The sequence below is a fragment of the Oceanispirochaeta sp. M1 genome, from assembly GCF_003346715.1.
Lineage (GTDB): Bacteria > Spirochaetota > Spirochaetia > DSM-2461 > DSM-2461 > Oceanispirochaeta.
On record NZ_QQPQ01000010.1, the window covers coordinates 69,311 to 91,954 of the forward strand.

Consider the following 22,644-nt stretch of genomic DNA (forward strand, 5'->3'; position numbering starts at 1 on the left):
TGACAGACAATGCAGAGATAGAACACAAAACAGGAGGGTACCGGAACTCATTATTCAGAACAAAAAGGAAATTGTAAAGAAGAACTTTCAGAACTGAAAATCAATCACTGATTTCATTTATAAATGAAGGAAAAACAGGCGACTTACAAAATAATTGTAGTTTTTACAAAAAAAACAGTAATTTCTCTTTTCCTTCTGGAATTACCTGTTACAATGGTAATGGATTTCAGCCTGCGGGATCATCTGGAATCGACACAACTGACTGATCAGTTAATCAATTTTAAATATTAAGAGGACATAAAATGGAATTCAGCTATCTATGTACAGAATGCGGTACATCATATGAACTGAACCCCGCACTCACTACCTGCCCTTCCTGCAGTAAAAGCCAGAAGATCGATGAACCTCTGAAAGGTGTGCTTGAAGTACAGCCACAGGGAACACTTCCGGAGAATGCGGCGGTAGACACAGAAGTACTGGTTCAAAGCCTTCTCCCGGTTCCTCCGGAATATTTCCCTCCCCTTCCCAGGGTAAAAGGTGAACTGTGGAAACCTGAAAGACTCCGAGAGGAACTCTCAATACCGGGTCTCTACATCATGAATGACGGAAGTAATCCAACTGGTTCCTTCAAAGACAGGGCCTCGGTCCTGGTATCAGCTTATGCCAGACAAAGCGGAGAAAATACAATAGTTCTGGCCTCCACAGGCAATGCCGGTTCCTCAATGGCAGGCATAGGTGCGGCGGCAGGACAGAAAATTATATTATTCCTCCCCGAAACTGCTCCCCCGGCCAAGATGATTCAGGCGCTGCAGTACGGAGCTACCGTTTATAAGGTGGCAGGAAATTATGATATGGCATATGACCTCTCCCTGGATTATTCTAAATTAAAGGGTGGAATGAACAGAAACACAGCTTGGAATCCCATGACCATGGAAGGTAAAAAAACCGTTTCTCTGGATATCTTTGCCCAGCTGGGTAATAAATCTCCCGACAGAGTGTTTGTCCCCACGGGTGATGGATGCATTCTTGGAGGCGTATATAAAGGATTCAAGGATCTGCTCCAGTTCGGACTGATTAAAAAGATGCCCAGAATAACAGCTGTTCAGGCAGAGGGAAGCAACGCCCTCTACAGAGCATGGAAGTCAGGTTCCTTTGACAATCAGCCAAGTACTACTATAGCCGATTCAATTTCCGTTGATATACCGAGAAATGGATATACCGCCTTGAAATATCTGCAGAACTACGATGGAGATGTCGTCTGTGTTTCTGATAATGAAATTATCGAAGCCCAGGCTCATCTCTCCTCCCGTTCCGGACTGTTTACAGAACCCGCAGGAGCTACGGGCTGGGCTGGGCTGCTGAAATGCAAAAAAGAGATATCAGTTCATGAAACTGTCGTTGTCCTGGCCACAGGCAACGGTTTAAAAGATACAGCAACGGCATTGAAAGGAATTAAGATGCCCGAGCAGACAATTACAAGTATTGAAGACATAAGGGGATAACGAATGATTGATTTTACAGTAAACAAAGACATTCAGAAACACAACGCAGAGTACTGCAAGTCCAAGGGAATCAAACTCCCGACCTACGCCATGATGAAAAATCCTGAACTGGTTCCTGATGAAGCGAAAGAGAAGCTGAAAAAAACAGGACTCTGGGATATTGACCCTGTAAACCTATACAGAATCACATGGAAAAATGAAGCAAAGGCCTCGGGCGGTCTCTTCGGAAAGGTAAATCACCTTGTTCTTCCCGAAGCTCTTACAGGTACCAAGGCGAAAATAGTAGTTATTACTGGTAAATGGTTCCCTACGGGAGCCCATAAAGTCGGCGCTACATACGGATGTCTGGCACCCGTCCTTACTACAGGACAGTTCAATCCCTTTACAACAAAAGCCGTCTGGCCCTCTACCGGAAACTACTGTCGCGGTGGAGCCTATATTTCATCTCTTTTGGCCTGTGAAGCCATCGCTATTCTTCCTGAAGAGATGAGTCAGGAACGTTTTAACTGGCTGAAAAAAGTTGCCGGTGAGGTCATTGCCACTCCAGGTTCAGAATCTAATGTAAAAGAAATTTTCGATAAATGCTGGGAACTCAAGGCTTCAGGACAGGATCTGAGAATCTTCAATCAGTTTGATGAAATGGGAAATCCCCTCTGGCACTACAATGTAACAGGAAGCGCCATCGAGGAAGCTCTCGGATATTATATGAAAGACGGCGACAAGATGGCCGGATTCGTCTCTTCATCCGGTTCCGGTGGAACTCTGGCTGCAGGGTCCTACCTCAAAACAAAATTCCCTCATATGAAAATTGTTGCTGCAGAAGCTCTGCAGTGCCCCACTCTTCTGAATAACGGATACGGTGCACACAGAATCGAGGGAATCGGTGACAAACATGTTCCCTGGGTACACAACTGTAAGGATACTGACTTTGTTTCCGCTATTGACGATGAAGACTCCATGAGACTGCTGCGTCTGTTCAATGAAAAAACAGGACGGGATGTTCTCAAAGCAAACGGTGTTGATGCCGCCCTTGTAGATCAGCTTGACCTTTTCGGAATCTCCGGTGTTGCCAACGTACTGGCCGCAATCAAATTTGCAAAATACAACGAACTGACCGAAAAAGACTATGTTGTCACAATCGCCACAGACTCAATGGAGCTCTACGGTTCAAGAATCGATGAACTTGCTGAAGCCAGAGGTGCCTATAACAATGCACAGGCGGAACGGGATATGGAACTTATCCTTGGTCAGTCCATCGATAACTTGAAAGAGCTCAGCTACTACGACAGAAAAAGCATCCACAATCTTAAATACTTTACATGGATCGAGCAGCAGGGACGTGAACTGGAAGAGCTGAATGCACAGTGGTACGACCATGACAATTACTGGTACGGAACCATGAATCAGGCTGATCAGATTGATGAACATATCAAGGAATTCAATGAAATGATCGACAAAAGCTGATCTTTTCCCTTTTGCCTGATGAATTCCGATGCTGTTGATGAGGCATCGCTCCTTTCAGGCCCTTAGTTTACATGCCGGCAGGACTGCATCCGCAGTTTTGCCGGTCTGAAGTATAAAGGAAAATAAAATAAAGGAAGGATTATGACTGATATAATGCATCCGGTCTCCTTTGGAGAACTGGTAAACAGAATATTTTCAGAAAAAGCCAAAGACGGTACTATCTTCAGTTTTAATAAAGAGTTAAGCGGTGCTGACGGAAGTGGTCACTCCCCCATGGAACTTTTCGGAGAAACCGCCGCTACTCCTGTAGGTCCTGCAGCAGGCCCCCACACACAGCTTGCCCAGAACATTGTTACCTCATGGGCGGCAGGGGCCCGTTTCTTCGAACTGAAAACTGTTCAGATCATGGATACACTTGAAATTGAAAAACCCTGTATCGATGCCGAAGATGAAGGCTTTAACACCGAATGGTCTACCGAATACACACTGGACAAGGCTTATGATGAATATCTGAAATCCTGGTTCCTGCTTCATATGATGGAAGCTCTTTTTGAAGATCACAATGAGAGACAGTTTATCTTCAATATGTCTGTTGGATACGACCTTAAGGGTATCCAGAATCCAAGAATGGATCAGTTTATCAACAGACTGATGAACAGCTCATCCGAAGAAAAATTTACACAATACAAAAAAGAGCTGGATGCCCTGGCAGCTGATCCCTCCTTCTTAAAAGGAACAGGCCTGGAAGGAAAAGCTTCGGCTCTCAAGGGTCTGGCAGACAGGATTTCTCCAAAACTATGCAGCTCAATGACCTTGAGTACAATGCATGGCTGTCCTCCCGAGGAAATCGAAAAGATTGCCGTATATCTCCTGACAGAAAAAAAGATTCATACCTTTGTAAAACTGAACCCCACCCTCCTTGGATTTAAAAAAGTCCGTTCCATACTGGATGAGCTGGGATTTGATTATATTTCATTGAATCCTGAAGGATTTGCCCACGACCTGCAGTATCCCGACGCTGTCGCCATGCTGACAAGACTGATCGCTCTAGGTAAAAAACAGAAACTGAATTTTGGTGTAAAACTCACCAATACCCTTGGTTCTGTCAACAATAAGGGTACATTGCCTGGTGAAGAAATGTATATGTCCGGACGGGCATTATTTCCCATTTCCATTCAGGTCGCCCTGAAACTGAGCCGGGAATTTGACTGTACCCTTCCAATATCCTTCTCAGGTGGAGCTTCAGTTCTTAATATGAAGGAGCTTATGGAGACGGGAATACGTCCTGTAACCATGGCAACCGAGATGCTGAAGCCCGGTGGATACGGACGTCTTGCCAGAGCTGTTGATAAGGCAAAAGAAGTAAAGGACTGGAACAGAGACGGAATAAACCTCAAGGCCCTGGAAATATTGGCTGAAAAGGCCTTGAAAGCTCCAGAGTATAAGAAAGACTGGCGTGGAACTGATGTTATCAGCACAGAAGAGGAACTCCCTCTCTACGAATGTGCCGTAGCTCCCTGTAAGACTGCCTGTGCTATCCATCAGGATGTCCCCGAATATCTCAGACTGGTAGGACAGGGACGTTTTGCCGATGCCCTTGAGGTTATCTATAACAAGAATCCACTCCCCTTTATAACAGGATGGATCTGTGACCATAAGTGTCATTACAACTGTACCCGTCTTGATTATGACGGAACAGTAAAAATCCGTGAAATGAAAAAAATAGCGGCTCAGCAAGGCTTTGACGAGTATCTGAAACGCTTCAATAAACCGACTACCGGCAGCTCTAAAAAAGCCGCGGTCATAGGTGCAGGACCTGCAGGTCTTGCGGCGGCCTATTTCCTCAAACGCGGCGGTATGGATGTCTCTATTTTTGAAAGAGAAGACGGCCCCGGCGGTGTAATACGGAATGTACTCCCAGCCTTTAGAATGCCGCCGGATCAGATCGAAAAAGATATGGACTTCATCCGAATGCACGGTGTTGATTTCCACTTCGGAGAAAAAAACATCAGCATAAATGATCTCAAAGCCAAGGGTTATGATTCTATTCTTATTGCTATCGGAGCTGAAAAGAACCGACATCTGGATCTTCCCGGCGGCCGTGTTATGACCTCTCTGGAATTCCTTGAGCAGTTCCGCCATGACCCCGAAGGATGCAAGCTGGGTGAAAATGTAGCCATTGTGGGCGGCGGAAATACAGCCATGGACTCCGCCAGATCCGCTGTAAGAGCACCGGGTGTTAAAAAAGTAAGAGTCATATACAGACGTACACTTAAAGAAATGCCCGCAGACAGAGAAGAATACTATGACGCCATGAAAGAGGGCATCAGTTTTCACTTCCTCAGAAATCCGGCGGCCTTCAGGGGCGGCGGTCAACTGAGCTGTTCTGTAATGAAACTGGGTGAACCCGATGCCTCCGGCAGAAGACGCCCTGTGATAACAGAAGAAACAGAGAACTTCCCGGTAGATACTTTGATCACAGCCATTGGTGAAAATGTGGATAATGAGATGCTGCAGAAAATGGGAGTACCCGTAAGAGGCAGCTGGGCAAAACTCAATGAGAAAACCCTGGAAACAGAAGTTCCCGGTGTATTTCTGGTGGGTGATGCACAGACCGGTCCGGACTCCATTGTTGTAGCCATGGGAAGTGCCCGAAAATCTGTAAACCATATCCTTGCACAAGTTGGTGTTCTGCTTACACCCGTAATAGCGGAGAAGCTGGATAACACCGAGCGGGAGGATCTTTTAAAGCGGAAAAGCAGAATGACTCCCAGTGCCGAAAATCCCGATGAGTTTGCAGCATGGGCACAGAATGAAGCAAGCCGCTGTCTTCAATGTGATGTGGTCTGTAACAAATGTGTGGATGTATGTCCCAACAGAGCCAATGTGGTTATTCAAACAGCTGATGGATTCTCTCAGGAGAGTCAGATTCTCCATGTGGATGCCTACTGTAATGAATGTGGGAACTGTGCACAGTTCTGTCCCTGGGATGGCCGCCCCTACAAAGATAAAATCACAGTTTTTAACAGAATCAGTGACTTTGAAGGGAGTGATAATAACGGATTTATCACAAATGGTTCTGAGATTACACTCCGCCAGAGCGGATCTGTCTTCAAACTGAACTGGGACGGCAGTGAACTGAGCGGAACAATTCCCGGAGGGGCGGACGGACAGAAAACCGCGGCCATCCTAAGAACCATTCTGACCGATTACAGCTGGTACTGCGGACCAGTGGAGGAATAAGGAAATACTATGCTGATAATAAAAAATGCAACAGTAGTCAATTTCTCTCCCCCTGAAGTTTTTCAGGATTGGGATATTGTCATTGACGGTGATCAGATTGCCGCTGCAGGTCCCGGAGCCGCCGAAGGTCTTTCGGCGGATGAAGTGTGGGATCTGAAAGGCGGGATCGTTCATCCCGGTCTTGTGTGCAGTCACAACCATTTTTATTCAGGCCTTGCCAGAGGAATTTTAGCGGATATCCCGCCATCCCCTGATTTCATCTCAACCCTGAAGAATCTGTGGTGGCGTCTGGACCGAGCCATTGATAAGGATATTCTGAAATCCAGCGGACAGATCTGCTGCCTGGATGCCATCAGAAATGGAACGACCGCGGTTATTGACCACCATGCCTCTCCCTCCTTTTTAGAGGGATCTCTTTCAGTACTGAAAGATACCTTTGAAGAGACAGGACTACGTGGTATGAGCTGTTATGAAACCAGTGACAGAAACGGTTTAGCTGAAATGAAAGCCGGCATTGCGGAAAATATCCGTATGGCACAAGAAATTGATAAAGAGAAATCAGAAGGAAAATGGAAAGGACTTTTTGAATGCCATATAGGTGCCCATGCTCCTTTCACCGTGCCTGAAGAGGGCCTTAAACTACTTTCTGATGCAGTTGAATCAACAGGACGGGGCTTACATATTCATGTTGCAGAAGACCGCTATGATGTAGCCCACTCCCATCATCACTACAGTGAGGATCTTCTGGTAAGACTTGACAGACACGGGCTCCTGAACAGTAAAGCCATCGTTGCTCACGGTCTGTATCTGTCTGAAGAGGAACGGAAGATTCTTAATGAACGGAACAGTTTTCTGGTTGCCAATTTCCGTTCCAACATGAACAACAATGTGGGTTCACAGAAGAATATCGGTTCATATAAAAATGCAGCCCTTGGAACAGACGGAATGGGTACGGATATGTGGGAGGAATTGAAATTCGCTTACTTCAAACATAAAGATGAAGGCGGCCCTCTCTGGCCGGGAGATTTCCTGAACTTTTTGCACAACGGCAATACAATTCTGGAAAGAAATTTCGACAGCCGTTTCGGACGCATTGAGAAGGGATTTAAGGCAGATATCGTTGTATCCGATTACAACGCTCCTACCCCCCTTAAAGCAGAGAATATTGCAGGTCATATTGCCTTTGGGCAGTCTGCATCCTCAGTCCGATCCGTAATAATAGAGGGTAAGGTTGTACTGAAAGACAGGGAGTTTCCCTTTGATGTGAGCAGCATATACAAAACAGCAAGAGACAACGCTGCAAGGCTGTGGGAAAAGATGAATTCAATCGAACCGTAACGTTCAAGGTCCGGCCTGTTCGGCCTCATACTGAAAAACAAAACATCCGGAAGAATCCGGAACAAGGAGTAATTTAATGAGCATTGAGAAGGAAATCCGCGCTAAGGCGGAAGAATATAGAGATTACACAGCCAAGCTGCTGTCTGAAATGGTAAAGATTAAATCCTACAGCAGTGAAGAAGAAGCTGTCTGCCGAAAAATCAAAGAGATGTGCGAAGAAGCCGGATTTGACGAAGTCTACTTTGACGGTCTGGGTTCTGTAATAGGGCGTGTTGGTAATGGTCCCAAGATTCTGGCATTTGATGCCCATATCGATACAGTAACAACCGGTGACCTCAGTGCCTGGGAAAAAGATCCCTTCTCCGGAGAGATAGACGATACCTATGTATGGGGTCGTGGTACTTCCGACCAGAAAGGCGGAGCCGCCTCCATGATTACTGCAGGTAGAATTCTTAAAGATCTGGGTTATGATAAAGACTACTCAGTCTACTTCACTTTTACAGTAATGGAAGAAGACTGTGACGGTATGTGCTGGAAATATCTTATTGAAGAAGAAAAACTGATACCCGATTTTGCTGTATCAACAGAGCCCACAAGCTGCCGCCTCTACAGAGGCCACAGAGGCCGAATGGAAATGGTTGTTACAATCAAGGGTGTTTCCAGTCATGGTTCCGCCCCTGAACGTGGTGTAAGTGCAGCTTACAAAGCTAGCCGTGCAGCCTTGGCCATGGAAAAACTGAATGCAGATCTCCAGCCCGATGATGAAAAATTCCTTGGTAAGGGAACCATTGTGGTTTCTGAAATGAAGGTAAACGGTCCTTCCCAGTGTGCTGTTCCCGATCAGGCCATGCTGTATCTGGACCGCCGTCTTACCTGGGGAGAAGATGCGGATCTTGCCATCAGCCAGGTTAAGGAATATATCACTGAAGCCCTGGGTGAAGCACCCGAATCGGTCACCATGCCCGACTACAACAAGAGAGGATGGAAAGACACAGACTACAGTCAGGAGCTTTATTTCCCCACATGGAAAATTGATGAAGACCATAAGATCGTAACAGACGGAGTAGCTGCTTACAGCGCTCTCTACGGTAAAGATCCTGTAGTAGATAAATGGACTTTCTCAACAAACGGTGTTGCCATCTGCGGCCGTCATAAAATCCCTATGATCGGATTCGGTCCCGGAGATGAAAAGGAAGCCCACGCTCCCAATGAGAAGAACAGGGTGGAAGACCTTGTGATCTGTTCCGCATTCTATGCAATGCTGGCCTATCAGATTTAATAAAAACTAATTTATATAAAAAAACCGGCAGATTTTTCTGCCGGTTTTTTTTAATTCAGAAGAAGTGACTCCATGCTGAGAATACCCCTCTCCCGTTTTCCATTTTCCTTCATATCATACATTCTCTGATCAGCAATTTTAATCAGTTCATCCAGAGAATTACTGTCTGTTGGATATTCGGCGGTACCGAAACTGAAACGGCAGGCAACTTTCCCGTCGGGAACATCAAAGAGTTCAGGATTATTGCGGAAATTATTAAATCTGGCTTCAAGATTTTCCCTGTCGGTATCATGAAAAACTGCGGTAAACTCATCCCCCCCCATTCGCCCCAGAATATCGGAATCTCGGAATGATTCTTTTAACAGTGTACTGAATGAACAGATCATAGAATCACCGGCTTCATGCCCCCAGTAATCATTAACAGGTTTCAGTGAATCAATATCAGCAAGAAGTATTACCAGAGTCTGATCTGTTCTTCCGGCTCTGCTTAGAGCCGCCTGAGCCTGTTCCTGAAAATAGTGTCTGTTGCTGAGACCTGTCAGACTGTCAAAACGGGAAAGACCAAGAACCTTCTGATAAAGCTCCTGTTTATCGAGAACAACCGCCAGCTGTTCATTGAGATAATCCATAAGCTCAATATCCTCTTCTCTGAAAATATTATTGCTAAAGCTATCCAGTGAAAACAAACCGAGCATACGCCCTTCTCTTATTATGGGAGAACCCATAAAAGAATTAATTTTATTTCCTTTTTTGGTTGGAAGAAGTGGAGGATGATTCCCTTCACTGATAATTCTCTGAATATCATTGATGATGAGTACTTTTTTCGGGATTCCCTCTCCTTCCTTGTACATAAAGGAGGATTCTACAGGAAAACTGAAATTCTTGAAATCTCTCATTTCATATCCGTAAGAGGCTGTAACAGTCAGCACTCCTTCTTTGTGCAGCAAAATTGTACCGCAGTCCGCATTTTTTACAACTGAAGGAATCTTCTTTAGTATGAATTCGAGCAGACTTTCCATATCAGGAATGGAAAGAATGGCATGATTAATCTCCAATACAAGTTCCTTGATATCAATAAGGCGGGAGATCTTTTTTGCCGCCTTATTCTGCTCGGTCATATCGAGTATGAATCCGGCCAGTCCCTTCACTTCAGAATCCTCTGAACTTATATCAGGAGCCTTGTGGATCATCAATTCTCTGGTTTTTCCATCCCGGAAAGTAACTTTTTCATCATAGACTCGTACTTCCTTATCTTTGAACAGAGACTGATCACTTCTGGTGAATTCATCGGCCTGTTCCAGACTGTAAAGGTCGTACACAGTACTGCCTATGAGATCCATATCCTGCATATCCTGAAGTTTGGAAAATGCCTTATTGAAAAACTCATACTCACCTCTAAGATTTTTGTAATATATGGGGAGGGGAATCAGGTTGATCAGTGTATCAAGGAAATTCCTGCTCTCTAACAGATTTTTCTGCAGCGTTACAGATTCATTGATATTTCTAAGATTTCCCATAATGCCGATTATTTCACCGCCCTCTTTCAGATATGTTCCGGATATCCTCATCCAGGGAGAAAGACCAGTAGAACTTTTTATCTGAAAATCATAATCTCCCGCTTTTTCCAGACGGATGAAAGCCTTGATAATTTTAAAGAACTGCTTTGCATCCTGAGGATTTAAATGGCTCTGAATAACAGGATATAGATAGTGGCCGCAGTCTTCTGCTTCGGATATAAGTTTTAAAATATTGGGAGTTAGAAGAACCTGCTTTTTCTTAAGATCCCAGAACCAGGGGAACACTCCGGCATCCATCAGGGATTGATCATATTCAGGTGTCAGAAATTCTCCTGAACCAATAGGAATCTTATCTGTAAGCACTATTTCCGGATTAATTATTGAAGCCCTGGGTTGCATAATTCTATAATAACAGATAATAAACGATTCAGCCAGAAAGTCCTGTAATTACTGGCTGCTCTTCACTTCCTCAATGTAATTATAAATGGTATACCGGCTTACATTGAGTTCTCCGGCCAATGTATCTGTAGAGCCCTTGATAGAAAATATTTTATTATCATTCAAAAAGCGTACTACTTCCAGATTATCTTTTTTATCAAAATAACAGACAGGTTTTCCTATGGATTCTATACCTTTCAATATCATGATATTGAGAAATTCCTGAGTATTCTGAGGCATCTCATCATGACCATTAATCCGTTCTTTACCGGAAAACTGATCCAGAAAATGCTGAAGCATATTCATGGCACTCATATCGACATTGACACAGAGAGCTCCAAGGAGCTGTTCTTCAAAATGAATCAGAACAGTTGTAGACTTTAGAGGTTTACCCGACTTGGTTGCGGACTCATAGTTCACCCTCATGGTTTCACCGGCATCAGTCATTTCTTCGACCATATCACAGAGCAGCTGAGTGGCTCTGGTTCCCGGTTGACGACTTGTAATGCCTCCCTCCCGGGCAATCAGTATAGGCGGGTCCTGCTGGAAATCGTAAAGGATGACCTCTCCGACCCCAAGAGTTTTACCTACAGCCTGAACCATAGGCATATAGGATTGCAGAACGGGTGATGAATCATGATAAGGCATAAGAACTCCAACTAGGGCAACTGAAAATCAGTCCCGATGATTTAATAGACTCTGTTATTATAGCAGAAAATCAGCACTCTGCCAAAAAATAGAGACGATTTCTTACAATTTTTTAATAAACCTTGCCAATTATTTGTAAACCACTCTATAATCATATAATGCCTTCGGCCTATTTGGTCAGGGAAGAAAATTGTCAGGACTGTAGAGTCTTAAAAAAGGAGTGTCTATGTCCGGTTCATTAGCACTGATAGCAGTCGGTGGAAATTCTCTTATTGCAGATAAAGATCATATGACTGTAGAAGATCAATATAAGGCTGTTTGTCAGACAGCCGAGCATATTGCCGATCTTGTTGAAACAGGAATGAAAGTCGTGGTTACCCATGGGAATGGTCCTCAGGTAGGGTTTATTCTGAGACGTTCAGAAATAGCCAGAGAAGTAGCACAAATGCATCCAGTACCCCTTGTCAGCTGTGATGCGGATACCCAGGGAGCCATTGGATATCAGATTCAGCAGGCTCTGGATAATGAATTCAGAAAAAGAAACATAAAGATGACAGCAGCAACCGTTGTAACACAGGTTCTGGTTGATGCTGAAGATTCGGCATTTAAGAAGCCCGCAAAACCAATCGGGCAGTTTTATACAGAAGATGAAGCGGAACTTCTTAGAAATGCCTATCCTGAATGGACATTGGTGGAAGATGCGGGCAGAGGATTCAGAAGAGTTGTAGCCTCCCCTCTACCTAAGAAGATTATTGAGCTTGGTGCCATCAAGGCACTGCTCAAAGAGGACTACTGTGTTATTGCCGCCGGTGGTGGAGGTATCCCTGTTATTGAAAATGATGAAGGAATGCTGGAAGGCCGGGATGCTGTAATTGATAAGGATTTTGCATCCGCCTATCTGTCATACGAAGTGGGAGCCGATATTTTTATCATATCTACGGGAGTCAAAGAAGTCTGTCTGAATTTTGGAAAGCCCGAACAGAAAACTTTGAACAATATAAGCACAGAAGAAGCCAGGCAGTATATGAAGGAAGGCCATTTTGCCCCCGGCAGCATGGCTCCGAAGATTCAGGCAGCCCTTGATTTTCTGGATCGCGGCGGTAAGGAAGTGATTATCACCAATCCGGGTAATATCAAAGATGCCGTACTGAATGGATCGGGTACTCATATTTCTTAAAAATTGGATCTGAGCTTTTGATCATAGCTCATTATTGTGATAAATATATTGATAGGCACATAGGCCTTACTAAAGAAACAACGGAGTGATATTACTCACTCCGAAAGTATGTATAGGAGCAAACAATGGATAGAATTGGAATTGAAGAACGGATTAAAGATCTTTCCTGCCTGAGAGCAGAGAATATGTATTTAAATGACTTTCTACTGACCTGGGACAAGACTGATGATGAAATCGCAGCAATCTTTGAAGTAGCTGAGATAATGAGAGGTATGCGGGAATGCAATATTTCCCCCAAAGCTTTTGAAAGTGGTCTTGGAATTTCTCTGTTCAGAGATAATTCAACAAGAACCCGCTTCAGCTATGCCAGTGCCCTGAATCTTCTGGGCCTTAAAGATCAGGATCTGGATGAAGGAAAATCTCAGATTGCTCATGGTGAAACTGTTCGTGAGACTGCAAACATGATCAGCTTTATGGCTGATGTCATCGGTATCAGAGACGACATGTATATCGGTAAGGGTCATACCTATATGAAGGAAGTGGCTAAGGCTGTTGAAGAAGGATATAGAGACGGTGTGCTGGAGCAGCGCCCCACCCTTGTAAACCTTCAGTGTGACATCGACCACCCCACTCAGAGCATGGCAGATGCACTTCACATCATTAACCAGTTAGGTGGAGTTGAAAACCTTAAGGGTAAGAAACTTGCCATGACATGGGCCTATTCTCCCTCCTATGGAAAACCTCTTTCAGTACCACAGGGAATCATTGGTCTCTTGACCCGTTTTGGTATGGATGTAACCCTTGCTCATCCTGAAGGCTACGAAGTCATGCCCGAAGTAGAAGCTATTGCACAGAAAAATGCAGATGCCTCTGGTGGAAGTTTTGTAAAAACCAACTCTATGGCAGAAGCATTCAAAGATGCTGATATTGTCTATCCCAAGAGCTGGGCACCCTTCAGTGCAATGGAAAAAAGAACTGACCTCTATGCTGAGGGTGATGATGCAGGAATCAAGGCACTTGAAAAAGAACTGCTGGCACAGAATGCCAAACATAAAGACTGGGAATGTACAGAAGAGCTTATGAAAACCACCAAAAACGGTGAAGCTCTTTATATGCACTGCCTTCCTGCGGATATCTCCGGAGTAAGCTGTGAAGAAGGTGAGGTTGAAGCATCAGTATTTGACCGCTACAGAGTTCCCCTTTACAAGGAAGCAAGCTTCAAACCCTATGTTATTGCAGCCATGATTTTTACAAGTAAATTCAAAAATCCTTCTGAGAAGCTGATGGAAATGCTGAAAAAAGATACAAAGAGAATTATCTAATTCAATCAAAATCTTAAATTATTAGAAATAAAAAAAGAGCAGTTCACGACGAACTGCTCTTTTTTTATTGCCGGAAATATTTTGGCAGGTTCCCTTATCTGCTGCCCAGACCTTTTAGAAAGTAACGCATCATCTGATCGCCGCAGGCTCTGTAGTGCTTATGCCCTTTCTTTCTGAACAGAGCAGTCAGTTCAGCTTTCTTAACGACAAAACCACCTTTTCCAATGGTACGGATCATATCATCCTCTTTCAATTCAAAGGCGATTCTGATCTTTCTCATCATAAGATTGTTGCTGATCTCCTCTTCAACCTTAGCCGCTGGTCTTTCTGAAGGACCGCGCTTTTTCAGGATAAGTCCATCCAGAAACTGCAGCATACCCTCATCTGGCAGCTCAGTAAAATCTTCATGATCCTCAGCTTTAAGCATTGCCGAAACTTCAGAGGTCTCAAAGCTGGCACCTCCGAGAGTGAAAATATCATTCATTTCCTGATCTTTTATATCCATTGCATAGCGCAAACTTCTTAATACTGTATTGTTATCCATATTATTCCTTTAAAATCCTGTTTACAAACTCAGACTATAATACTAATCCATTTAAGTATAGGATTATATCATGGCTGCATCATCTTTAGCTTCCTGTCCTCTCTGCGGGGCATCAAAATCCCGGGAATACTTCAATGATAAGAGACGAATCTATCTCTATTGCAGTAATTGCAGCCTGGTTTTTGTTCCTCCAGAGTATCATCTGAATATAGAAGATGAAAAGAGGATCTATGATCTTCATGAGAATGACCCCTATGATGAAGGGTATAGACGTTTCCTCTCTCGCCTGGCGGAGCCCCTGGCAGCCCGCCTCTCAGCTGAAGCAATAGGGTTGGATTTCGGCTGCGGCCCTGGACCGGCTCTCGTTAAGATGCTTGAGGAGAGAGGATTCATCATGTCTTCATACGATAAGTTCTATAACGAAGACAGAAATGCTCTAAAAAAAAGTTATGATTTTATCTGCTCCACAGAAGTTGTAGAGCATTTTCAGAATCCCGCTGTGGAATTTCACCGTATGTATGGAATGCTGAATCCCGGAGGCATACTGGCCCTGATGACAAAAATGGTTATAGACAAAGCCGCATTCTCAAAATGGCATTATATTCAGGATCAGAGTCATATCTGTTTCTACGGCAAAAAGACATTTGAATACCTGGCAAAGAAATATGACTGCACCCTGGAATTCCCTGATAGGGATGTTATCTTCCTTCACAGGGACTAGTCTCCCTGACTGACAGCAATTCAATGTAATTTGAGATTCAGATCATTATTATCCTATACTCTATCATAGACACCCCTGGGCCGATGGCTATTGCCCCTGGTCCTATCCCCCCTACCAAAGCAATGCTATTGTCCTGGTAGCAAAAGGAAAATAAAAATGTGGATACAGTATTTCGGTACAGCCATGTCGGTCATTATTGCAGTCTCTCTTATGCAGAAGAATATAAGGTGGCTGCGCATCATCAATGCTGTGGGAGCCATAGGATTCGCTGCTTACGGAGTTCTGATCGGCGCCGTTCCTGTTATGGCCCTTAATAGTTTTATCTTTTTTATTGATCTCTGGTTTCTCTTCCGAATGAGAAATTCGGATGACCGCTTCGACTTTCTGGCTGTTGACGGATTAAAATCACTCTATGTACGGAAGTTCATAGAGTTTCATAAAGACGATATAATCTCATTCTTTCCAGACTTCAATGCAGATGATAAAGATCGGGTGAAGGGTTGTCTGATCCTGAGAGATGTCATACCCGTATCCATCATTCTCTACCGTCTTGATGAAAACAATAAGACTGGGGAAATCATTATCGATTATTCTATTCCAAGCCACAGAGACAGGACAAATGCCCGCTACTTCTTTGATTATGTTCTGCGCCATGTTGAACTGGGTTCAGTAGAACGAATGACAGCTCAGGCAGGAAGCAGCAGTCATCAGCAATACCTTAAACATATGGGATTTACGGCTGTTTCTGAAGAAACAGAACTGCCGGCCGTATATGAACGCAGCATAAATTAAAATGAGGGATTTAACTGAGAAGGGAACATAGCGGTATTTGAATATTGATGATTGTTCAGTTCAGGGAATCGATAGCTTCTTCCAGCTCTTTCCGGCTTATGCCGAAATGATTCAGCCTGGCAAGAAACTGTTTGGTGTTTCCATAACCTATATGCAGAATCTGACCGAGGTCCTGGCGCTTTTCCTTTGAACCGGCAGTACCGCTTAGACCGTAATAATCCATATCTTCCAGATTAAATGTTTCCAGCTCCTCAACCATTTTGAACCTGGCCTTTTCAAGGGCTGCTCTGATGGCCTCGGGTGTTGCGTTTTCCACACCGATATTATCTTTTTTAGTTCCCTCTTTCCGGGAAATATAAGCATGCTTTACTTTAGGAACGGCTTTCTCAATGGTATCTCTGATTGTCTCACCGGCATGATCGGGGTCCGTGAGAATGATAACACCCACCCGTTCACTGGCAAAACGTATTTTATCTAATGTCTTTTTGGACTTCACAGCGAAACCATGAACAGGCAGAACTTCAGCCTGCACGGCTTTTTTGACGGCATCCACATCATCTACACCTTCAACGACAATCAGTTCCTGAATTTTCAACATGATTACTATGCCTGTCCTTTTATTGATCTCTTTGAAATTGAATAATCAATATGCTTTTCCAGTATCACCAGCTCAAAACCCTCTTCAGGTATATAACGGACTTCTTTGTCTCTGTAGCCTATAGAGTGATAGAATTGAAGATTATCCACAGCCCAACGGGGGGTGTCCAGCCCCCAGACCCCTATATGTGAATTCTGCTGCTCAACAAGCTGAAAAACACGCTTACCAATGCCCCTGTTCTGAGCCTCAGGCTGAATAAACACCCGATTGATCCAGCCTGTACCGGCCTTTTTCTCAGAAAAGTACATGCCTCCCAAGAGAGAATCTCCAATACATATTTTATATAGGGAACCGGCAGTGAGAGCTTTTCGGTGCCATTCAATACTGTCAAATCCAGCAGGCCCTCCCGGTTCATAGGGAGACATCCTTACAGAATGATCCATAAATGCAAATTCAGAGATTTTCACCAGCTGAGGAAGTTCATGCTCCAAAGCCGGATTAAGGGAGACAAACTCAGGCTTGAGCTGTTCCGGACTCATAGGGAATCCATTCATACCAGTCCCTTATCCCGAGGGATTCAGCCCAGAGATCAGTTCTGCTGCGGTCACCTGCGGGAGTATCATCGGATATTTCAAGTGTTGCATCTAAAAGCCTCTGTATTTTCCGGCTCTGGGGAAGATTGTCAACTCTGCTCATGAAAGAGGTACCTGCAAATCGATCCAGAAGATTAAGATATACTGCATTCATAATAAGAGACGCATCATATATGGTCTTCGGACTATAGAGCTTCACCTCTTCACTCTGAGCAGCCATGAAATCACGGAACTGCTGCTCCAGGACCAGCACTCTTGCTTCCCCCAGCTCAGGCATCTCTTCATAGATGGCTTTCTGAATAAAAATATCCGCCGGCTGGCTGATGAGCTGATTCACAACACCGAAAATCCAGGCTTTAACTATCTCATCCTCATTCAGAGCTTTTGCAAGATCAGCTCTGTCCCCGGCATCCAGGGCCAGTCGCATCTTTGCATTGGTAAAATGTCTGTTGCCGGAAGAGGGAATCAGTCGCTGCCCTTCCTCCTCCCGGAACATCCTCAGGATCTGATAACATTTACAGGCTATCAGATGCTGACCCTCAGGATCTTTGAACCCCTCGGAAATATATATATAGTGGGCTTCATCATTTTCAGCTGCCGGTCTGGTTTCAACCATACTCGGCATTCCGCCCGCCTGTACCCATTGTACGGGCTTTCCTGTTTCCTTCTCTACCCGTCTGGATAGAGCCTCCACAGAATCAAATATTGTAAGATTCATTAATCCTCTTTCACCGCCACCTTAAACCGTTTGATTTTTTTAGTAGTGGTCATTTCCATTGCTTCGTCGAGTATATGAAATCGTCCGATTTTCTGATAGGGCTTAAGACCGGAATTCACCTCATCTATTACAGTCTGAAAATGAGCAGGGCTCTTATTTTCCGCATCCTGATTGGGATAGATTAAAGCCTCAACACCTTCGGTTTTCATTTTAGCATCCAGAACATAAGCTCTGATCAAAATCTGCTCAATTTCATCATAAAGCTGGAACTTATCTTCAATTTCCTCGGGGAAAACATTCTTTCCACCCTCGGTAACAATCATTGATTTGGCACGTCCGGTAAGGTAGAGATAATTATCTGAATCCAGATACCCGACATCACCGGTTTTGAAAAAACCGTCTTCAGTAAAGACATCTGCAGTAGCCTCTTCGTTCTTATAATAACCCTGCATAATCATGGAGCCCTTAAGAGCTATCTCACCGTAGCCCTTTTCATCAGGATCGAGGATTTTAGTTTCAGTACCTGGAATCATCTTTCCAACAGACTCTTCTTTATAGGCTTCTTTGGGATTGAGAGCAACAATGGGAGAAGTCTCTGTCAGACCGTATCCCTGAACAAAATCGATCCCCAGCTGATTAAACATCTTGAATGTTGATGCAGGTAGAGGTCCGCCTCCGCAGATACAGACTCTGTTTGTATCCAGAGACAGTTTGGCCAGGATACCGTTGAACATTTTTTTGCCGGGATTCACCTTAAAGTACTTCTTAATGATCCCACTGACCCACATGAGAAATCGAATCAGACCGTAAACAACGGGCCCCTTCTCTTTAATTCCCTTCATGAGTCCTCTGATAAGCTTATTGAAAAGCATGGGAACACCAAGGAACATGGTCACCTTACCCTGCTTCAGGTCTTTTAGTATCTGGCCTATGGCAAGATGTTTGGCAAATACGACTTCCGATCCCACACAGAGCGATTCAATGAAAACCGCAAGCATGGAATAGGAATGATGCAGAGGCAGAAGAGCATAAAAAACATCTGTGTGAAAGATATTCATGTTTGCCTGAGCCTGATAAGCATCGCTTATGAAATTAGAATGTGTGAGCATAACACCCTTTGAAAGACCGGTTGTTCCGGAAGTAAAAAGGATTGCCGCCAGATCATCTTCTTCAGGAAGCTCTATATCCGCATTCCCTTCGAACTTAAGATCCATAATATAACTGTCTTTACCGGGAGAAAGTCCGATAAGGGCTTTAAGTTTTTTATCCTTGAAATGATCATATTTCTCTTCATCACAGAAAAGAATATCAACATCGGCCATCTTCATAAGGCCTTCAACTTCTTTATCTTTCAGACCATAGTCAATGGGTGCAACAACAGCACCGGCAAATAGAACACCCAGATAAGCGAGTCCCCACTCGGGAGAGTTTTTACCTGTGACTGCGACTCTGTCACCTTTTTTAACTCCAAGGGAGTGAAGATACTGAGCCAGCATCTTGGATTTTGCAAGAACCTCATTATAGTTCAGCTCAAGAAGTTCGGGAGCGAAAGCAGTAAAGGCTCTTCTCTCACCATAACGTTCGGCAGTAATCTCCAGAACTTCTGGAAGTGTGGGCCATGTCCCGTTGAATTGTTTTCCCTTATAGTCTGCGAGAAAATCCCAGGGTGTCTGATTCATATTTCATTCTCCTACAAAGAGTTTTGTATAATATTTTATTCCATGAATATAGAAATGGAAAGAAAATTTACCTCTACTACATTATTGATACCATATAAATACACTACATTGTATTTTAATTTCCCTATTCATAGAATAATATATTAAGATGACTGATAAATATTAAAAAATCTTAATTTTTTAAGAAAAAAAAGGAGTTTCCATGATTGCAAAATCCCCTTTCGGAAAAACAGCTCACAACAGTACCAGAACCCTCTTCGGTGCGGCAGCCCTGGCTGAAGTCAGTCAAGCTGATGCAGACAGAACTCTGGACCTTCTGTTCCGCTATGGAATAAATCATATTGATACTGCCGCCAGCTATGGTGAGGCGGAACTGAGAATAGGCCCATGGATGCCAAAGCACAGAGATAAATTCTTCCTCGCCACAAAGACAGAAATGCGGACATACAGCGGGGCTATGAAAGAACTGGAAAACTCCAGAAAAAGACTGCAGAGCGATGTAATTGATCTGTGGCAGATGCATGTACTTGTAGATGAAGAGGGTTGGCAGACCGCAATGGGTCCTGATGGTGCTCTTAAAGCCTTTATAGAGGCTAAGGAGAAAGGATGGGTCCGTTTCCTTGGAGTAACTGGACACGGTGTACAGGCTCCCGACTTTCATAGACGGAGCCTTGAAGTCCACCCTTTTGACTCAGTACTCCTCCCCTGGAATTTCCCCATGAGCCTTAATGAGAATTACAGCAGAAGCTTCAATGAATTGAAAAAAATCTGTATGGAAAAAGAAATTGTCATGCAGACAATCAAAGCAACCTGCCGCAGACCCTGGCCGGTGGGAAAACAAAATAGAGCCACCTGGTATGAACCTCTTGAGGAGCAGGGGGATATCAACAGGGCAGTATCCTACATTCTCTCTGATCCTCAACTTTTTCTGAATACAGCCGGAGATATTGATATTCTACCCAGGGTTCTTCAGGCAGCAGCAGATTTCTCAGAAGGAAAAATAACTGATCCATCAGATGCAGAGATGGCAGCTATGGCTGAGAAACTTACGATGGCACCCCTTTTTCACTCAGCAGACTGAGGATCAATAAGGGCCCGCTGTTCTTCAATATGAAAAAAACTCACTGCAGAGTTCAGATCTTCCGACTTCTTCTTCAGCTCTTCAGCCATGGCGGCTATCTCCTCGCTGGAGCTGGCATTGGCCTGAATAACCTCGTCCATCTGCAGCAGGGCCGTATTGATCTGCTGAGCCCCTGTCGCCTGCTCTTTACTCCCCTCCAGGATCTCTTCTGAAATCTGGGCGGATTTCTTTATTGCCGGAACAACACGGTCCATCATCTCTCTGGTCAGATCTGCCTTTTTGGTACTATCTGCTGAAACCTGGGTGATATCATTAGCAGCTTCCTGACTGTGCTCTGCCAGCTTACGCACTTCTGATGCTACAACAGCAAATCCCTTACCCGCCTCACCGGCTCTGGCTGCCTCTATGGCCGCATTAAGAGCCAGCAAATTTGTGTTTCTGGCTATCTCTTCAATGATTCCGATCTTGTTGGAGATAAACTTCATGGATTCCACTGCCTCTTCTACAGCCTGACTGCCTGCAGTGGCATCACTGGCTGCCTGATTGACAATCCTGTTGGATTCTGTGGAATGTTCAGTATTCTGCTGAATATTTGCAGAGAGCTGTTCCATGGAGGCTGAGATCTCCTCCGCGCTGCTTGCCTGTTCACTGGCACCCGAAGCCACCTGACGGGAAGAATCACTCACCTCCACTGCACTCCTATTGATTACAACAGACGCCTCGGAAATATCAGTGATAATACTCCGCAGACGAAGAATCATATCATTGAAGGCCTCCGCAAGAATCCCTGTCTCATCCTTGGTTTTAACATGGATTTCATGAGAGAGATCCCCTTCGGCGATGAGTCTTGCTTCACCGGAAATATAGGCTACAGGAGCGGCAATTTTCTTTCCCACAAACAGGGAAAGCAATCCTGCCATGATAATGACTGCAAGGTCCGCTAATATAATGATCATCCTGGTCTGCTCAAGAGCCTTTTCCAGTGTCTGTGTTTCATTGAGGATCAGGGCATCTATATCATCAATATAATTACCCGTACCGATGCACCAGTCCCAGGGTTCAAAATAGACTGTATAGGAGCGCTTGGGAGCCGCTTCACTCTCTCCGGGGCGGGGAAAATAGTATTCGGTAAACCCGGTGCCCGCCTTTGCGGCTGCCACAAGATCCCTGATCAGATAATTCCCTCTGGTATCCTGGAGATCCCAGCGGCTTGTTCCTTCAATGTCCTGCCCCAGCATGGCGATAGTCATACCCGTGGAGTCATAGATAAAGATATAGCCATCTTCACCGTAGTTGAGACTTCTAATGTACTCTTTTGCCTCTTCCATGGCTTCCGCCTCACCCAGCTCACCGCGACGCTCGTAACTGTGTTCAACCATAGACTGGGCAACTACAACAAGATTCTGCGACATCCTGTCGAATTCATTTCTCATATTGTATTCGAGTGTTTCCAGGCTCTGATCGCCCTGTTTTTTAATCTGCAGGATAGACACGATACTCATGGATATACCTAAAAAAAGGAGACAGGAAATAACGAGTGTGATGATTTTATTCTGGATTTTTCTCATATTGACCTCCCAGGATCGAAGGGTCTGATGCGGATATAAATACTTTAATAAATATCCTTATATTCGTGAATTATAATAGAATTAGTAATAAAAATCCAATATTCTAAGACCTGCCGGTCCGGGGTAGAGATCGGAACAGTTGTCAGGGCATAAAAAAAACCGCTCTTTCGAGCGGTTCTTCAATCACAAATCTGAATAGATCAGTCTTTGCTCTTAATTCCGTATTTTTTGTTGAATCTTTCAACACGACCAGCGGTATCTACCAGTTTCTGTTTTCCTGTGTAAAAAGGGTGGCAGGAGCTGCAAATTTCAACTTCCATATCACCATGGGTAGAACGGGTCTCAATAACGTTTCCGCAGGCGCACTTTACAGTGGCATCCACATATTTGGGATGAATTCCTTCTTTCATAACTAATTGTCC

20 protein-coding genes are annotated in these 22,644 nt (G+C 44.3%); 11 read left to right on the forward strand and 9 right to left on the reverse strand.

The genetic code is table 11. The features are described from left to right. The first annotated feature begins 123 nt into the window (after positions 1 to 123). From DV872_RS26520 to DV872_RS08900, 6 genes are all read left to right on the forward strand, one after another. Positions 124 to 291 carry a hypothetical protein gene (locus tag DV872_RS26520; protein WP_158546897.1) on the forward strand — a complete coding sequence of 56 codons (168 nt, stop codon included), beginning with the start codon at positions 124 to 126 and terminating at the stop codon, positions 289 to 291. A gap of 11 nt (positions 292 to 302) precedes the next feature. After that, on the forward strand, positions 303 to 1,502 hold the full coding sequence (gene thrC / locus DV872_RS08880) for a threonine synthase (RefSeq protein WP_114629569.1): 1,200 nt from the start codon (positions 303 to 305) through the stop codon (positions 1,500 to 1,502). 3 nt (positions 1,503 to 1,505) lie between these two features. After that, on the forward strand, positions 1,506 to 2,966 hold the full coding sequence (locus tag DV872_RS08885) for a pyridoxal-phosphate dependent enzyme (RefSeq protein ID WP_114629570.1): 1,461 nt from the start codon (positions 1,506 to 1,508) through the stop codon (positions 2,964 to 2,966). 141 nt (positions 2,967 to 3,107) lie between these two features. Next, the gene (gene ygfK, locus DV872_RS08890; RefSeq protein ID WP_114629571.1) at positions 3,108 to 6,209 is read left to right on the forward strand and encodes a putative selenate reductase subunit YgfK; all 3,102 of its coding nucleotides are present in this window, start codon (positions 3,108 to 3,110) and stop codon (positions 6,207 to 6,209) included. Between the two features lie 9 nt (positions 6,210 to 6,218). Further along, entirely contained in the window at positions 6,219 to 7,547 is a 1,329-nt protein-coding gene (ssnA, locus tag DV872_RS08895; protein ID WP_114629572.1) for a putative aminohydrolase SsnA, read from the forward strand. 76 nt (positions 7,548 to 7,623) lie between these two features. Then, positions 7,624 to 8,826, forward strand: coding sequence for a YgeY family selenium metabolism-linked hydrolase (locus DV872_RS08900; RefSeq protein WP_114629573.1), 1,203 nt, complete (start codon positions 7,624 to 7,626; stop codon positions 8,824 to 8,826). A gap of 50 nt (positions 8,827 to 8,876) precedes the next feature. Here DV872_RS08900 and DV872_RS08905 read toward each other — a convergent pair whose 3' ends face one another. Beyond that, complete coding sequence (locus DV872_RS08905; RefSeq protein WP_114629574.1) at positions 8,877 to 10,742, reverse strand: diguanylate cyclase domain-containing protein; 1,866 nt, start codon at positions 10,740 to 10,742, stop codon at positions 8,877 to 8,879. A gap of 48 nt (positions 10,743 to 10,790) precedes the next feature. Beyond that, the gene (locus DV872_RS08910; protein ID WP_114629575.1) at positions 10,791 to 11,429 is read right to left on the reverse strand and encodes a transcriptional regulator; all 639 of its coding nucleotides are present in this window, start codon (positions 11,427 to 11,429) and stop codon (positions 10,791 to 10,793) included. Between the two features lie 226 nt (positions 11,430 to 11,655). Between DV872_RS08910 and arcC the strand changes: the two genes are divergently transcribed. After that, complete coding sequence (gene arcC, locus DV872_RS08915) at positions 11,656 to 12,606, forward strand: carbamate kinase (RefSeq protein WP_114629576.1); 951 nt, start codon at positions 11,656 to 11,658, stop codon at positions 12,604 to 12,606. 125 nt (positions 12,607 to 12,731) lie between these two features. Then, positions 12,732 to 13,928, forward strand: coding sequence for a knotted carbamoyltransferase YgeW (ygeW, locus tag DV872_RS08920; protein ID WP_114629577.1), 1,197 nt, complete (start codon positions 12,732 to 12,734; stop codon positions 13,926 to 13,928). A gap of 94 nt (positions 13,929 to 14,022) precedes the next feature. Here ygeW and DV872_RS08925 read toward each other — a convergent pair whose 3' ends face one another. Beyond that, positions 14,023 to 14,472 (reverse strand): DUF1456 family protein, encoded by a 450-nt coding sequence (locus DV872_RS08925; protein WP_114629578.1) that lies wholly within the window; start codon positions 14,470 to 14,472, stop codon positions 14,023 to 14,025. Positions 14,473 to 14,542: 70 nt separating this feature from the next. On the opposite strand from DV872_RS08925, the gene DV872_RS08930 reads away from it, so the two are divergent. Together DV872_RS08930 and DV872_RS08935 are read left to right on the forward strand one after the other, a co-directional pair. Continuing rightward, positions 14,543 to 15,193 (forward strand): class I SAM-dependent methyltransferase, encoded by a 651-nt coding sequence (locus tag DV872_RS08930; RefSeq protein ID WP_114629579.1) that lies wholly within the window; start codon positions 14,543 to 14,545, stop codon positions 15,191 to 15,193. Between the two features lie 156 nt (positions 15,194 to 15,349). Next, positions 15,350 to 15,985 (forward strand): hypothetical protein, encoded by a 636-nt coding sequence (locus DV872_RS08935; protein ID WP_114629580.1) that lies wholly within the window; start codon positions 15,350 to 15,352, stop codon positions 15,983 to 15,985. Positions 15,986 to 16,040: 55 nt separating this feature from the next. On the opposite strand, the gene rnmV is transcribed toward DV872_RS08935, so the two are convergent. Genes rnmV through DV872_RS08955 form a run of 4 tightly spaced genes read right to left on the reverse strand, consistent with a single transcriptional unit; the run spans position 16,041 to position 19,573 of the window. After that, positions 16,041 to 16,583: a ribonuclease M5 gene (gene rnmV, locus DV872_RS08940; protein ID WP_114629581.1), complete on the reverse strand. Its 543-nt coding sequence runs from the start codon at positions 16,581 to 16,583 to the stop codon at positions 16,041 to 16,043. 5 nt (positions 16,584 to 16,588) lie between these two features. After that, positions 16,589 to 17,122 (reverse strand): GNAT family N-acetyltransferase, encoded by a 534-nt coding sequence (locus tag DV872_RS08945; RefSeq protein ID WP_158546898.1) that lies wholly within the window; start codon positions 17,120 to 17,122, stop codon positions 16,589 to 16,591. Then, positions 17,097 to 17,894, reverse strand: coding sequence for a hypothetical protein (locus tag DV872_RS08950; protein WP_114629583.1), 798 nt, complete (start codon positions 17,892 to 17,894; stop codon positions 17,097 to 17,099). The genes DV872_RS08945 and DV872_RS08950 overlap by 26 nt, the downstream gene beginning before the upstream one ends. Next, positions 17,894 to 19,573: a long-chain fatty acid--CoA ligase gene (locus DV872_RS08955; RefSeq protein ID WP_114629584.1), complete on the reverse strand. Its 1,680-nt coding sequence runs from the start codon at positions 19,571 to 19,573 to the stop codon at positions 17,894 to 17,896. Before DV872_RS08955 ends, DV872_RS08950 begins: the two co-directional genes overlap by 1 nt. A 202-nt stretch (positions 19,574 to 19,775) precedes the next feature. Between DV872_RS08955 and DV872_RS08960 the strand changes: the two genes are divergently transcribed. Beyond that, positions 19,776 to 20,654 carry an aldo/keto reductase gene (locus tag DV872_RS08960; RefSeq protein WP_114629585.1) on the forward strand — a complete coding sequence of 293 codons (879 nt, stop codon included), beginning with the start codon at positions 19,776 to 19,778 and terminating at the stop codon, positions 20,652 to 20,654. Here the strand turns inward: DV872_RS08960 and DV872_RS08965 are convergent. Both DV872_RS08965 and rpmE read right to left on the reverse strand, forming a co-directional pair. Then, entirely contained in the window at positions 20,639 to 22,222 is a 1,584-nt protein-coding gene (locus DV872_RS08965) for a methyl-accepting chemotaxis protein (protein ID WP_114629586.1), read from the reverse strand. The two genes, DV872_RS08960 and DV872_RS08965, sit on opposite strands and share 16 nt — an antisense overlap. Before the next feature lie 200 nt (positions 22,223 to 22,422). Then, on the reverse strand, positions 22,423 to 22,632 hold the full coding sequence (gene rpmE / locus DV872_RS08970) for a 50S ribosomal protein L31 (RefSeq protein ID WP_114629587.1): 210 nt from the start codon (positions 22,630 to 22,632) through the stop codon (positions 22,423 to 22,425). Positions 22,633 to 22,644 lie beyond the last annotated feature (12 nt).

What these genes read in the sequence shown, in the direction of transcription:
- DV872_RS26520 (WP_158546897.1), top strand. Translation starts at nt 124, where the DNA reads ATGAAGGAAAAACAGGCGACTTACAAAATAATTGTAGTTTTTACAAAA.
- thrC (WP_114629569.1), top strand. Translation starts at nt 303, where the DNA reads ATGGAATTCAGCTATCTATGTACAGAATGCGGTACATCATATGAACTG.
- DV872_RS08885 (WP_114629570.1), top strand. Translation starts at nt 1,506, where the DNA reads ATGATTGATTTTACAGTAAACAAAGACATTCAGAAACACAACGCAGAG.
- ygfK (WP_114629571.1), top strand. Translation starts at nt 3,108, where the DNA reads ATGACTGATATAATGCATCCGGTCTCCTTTGGAGAACTGGTAAACAGA.
- ssnA (WP_114629572.1), top strand. Translation starts at nt 6,219, where the DNA reads ATGCTGATAATAAAAAATGCAACAGTAGTCAATTTCTCTCCCCCTGAA.
- DV872_RS08900 (WP_114629573.1), top strand. Translation starts at nt 7,624, where the DNA reads ATGAGCATTGAGAAGGAAATCCGCGCTAAGGCGGAAGAATATAGAGAT.
- DV872_RS08905 (WP_114629574.1), bottom strand. Translation starts at nt 10,742, where the DNA reads ATGCAACCCAGGGCTTCAATAATTAATCCGGAAATAGTGCTTACAGAT.
- DV872_RS08910 (WP_114629575.1), bottom strand. Translation starts at nt 11,429, where the DNA reads ATGCCTTATCATGATTCATCACCCGTTCTGCAATCCTATATGCCTATG.
- arcC (WP_114629576.1), top strand. Translation starts at nt 11,656, where the DNA reads ATGTCCGGTTCATTAGCACTGATAGCAGTCGGTGGAAATTCTCTTATT.
- ygeW (WP_114629577.1), top strand. Translation starts at nt 12,732, where the DNA reads ATGGATAGAATTGGAATTGAAGAACGGATTAAAGATCTTTCCTGCCTG.
- DV872_RS08925 (WP_114629578.1), bottom strand. Translation starts at nt 14,472, where the DNA reads ATGGATAACAATACAGTATTAAGAAGTTTGCGCTATGCAATGGATATA.
- DV872_RS08930 (WP_114629579.1), top strand. Translation starts at nt 14,543, where the DNA reads ATGGCTGCATCATCTTTAGCTTCCTGTCCTCTCTGCGGGGCATCAAAA.
- DV872_RS08935 (WP_114629580.1), top strand. Translation starts at nt 15,350, where the DNA reads ATGTGGATACAGTATTTCGGTACAGCCATGTCGGTCATTATTGCAGTC.
- rnmV (WP_114629581.1), bottom strand. Translation starts at nt 16,583, where the DNA reads ATGTTGAAAATTCAGGAACTGATTGTCGTTGAAGGTGTAGATGATGTG.
- DV872_RS08945 (WP_158546898.1), bottom strand. Translation starts at nt 17,122, where the DNA reads ATGAGTCCGGAACAGCTCAAGCCTGAGTTTGTCTCCCTTAATCCGGCT.
- DV872_RS08950 (WP_114629583.1), bottom strand. Translation starts at nt 17,894, where the DNA reads ATGAATCTTACAATATTTGATTCTGTGGAGGCTCTATCCAGACGGGTA.
- DV872_RS08955 (WP_114629584.1), bottom strand. Translation starts at nt 19,573, where the DNA reads ATGAATCAGACACCCTGGGATTTTCTCGCAGACTATAAGGGAAAACAA.
- DV872_RS08960 (WP_114629585.1), top strand. Translation starts at nt 19,776, where the DNA reads ATGATTGCAAAATCCCCTTTCGGAAAAACAGCTCACAACAGTACCAGA.
- DV872_RS08965 (WP_114629586.1), bottom strand. Translation starts at nt 22,222, where the DNA reads ATGAGAAAAATCCAGAATAAAATCATCACACTCGTTATTTCCTGTCTC.
- rpmE (WP_114629587.1), bottom strand. Translation starts at nt 22,632, where the DNA reads ATGAAAGAAGGAATTCATCCCAAATATGTGGATGCCACTGTAAAGTGC.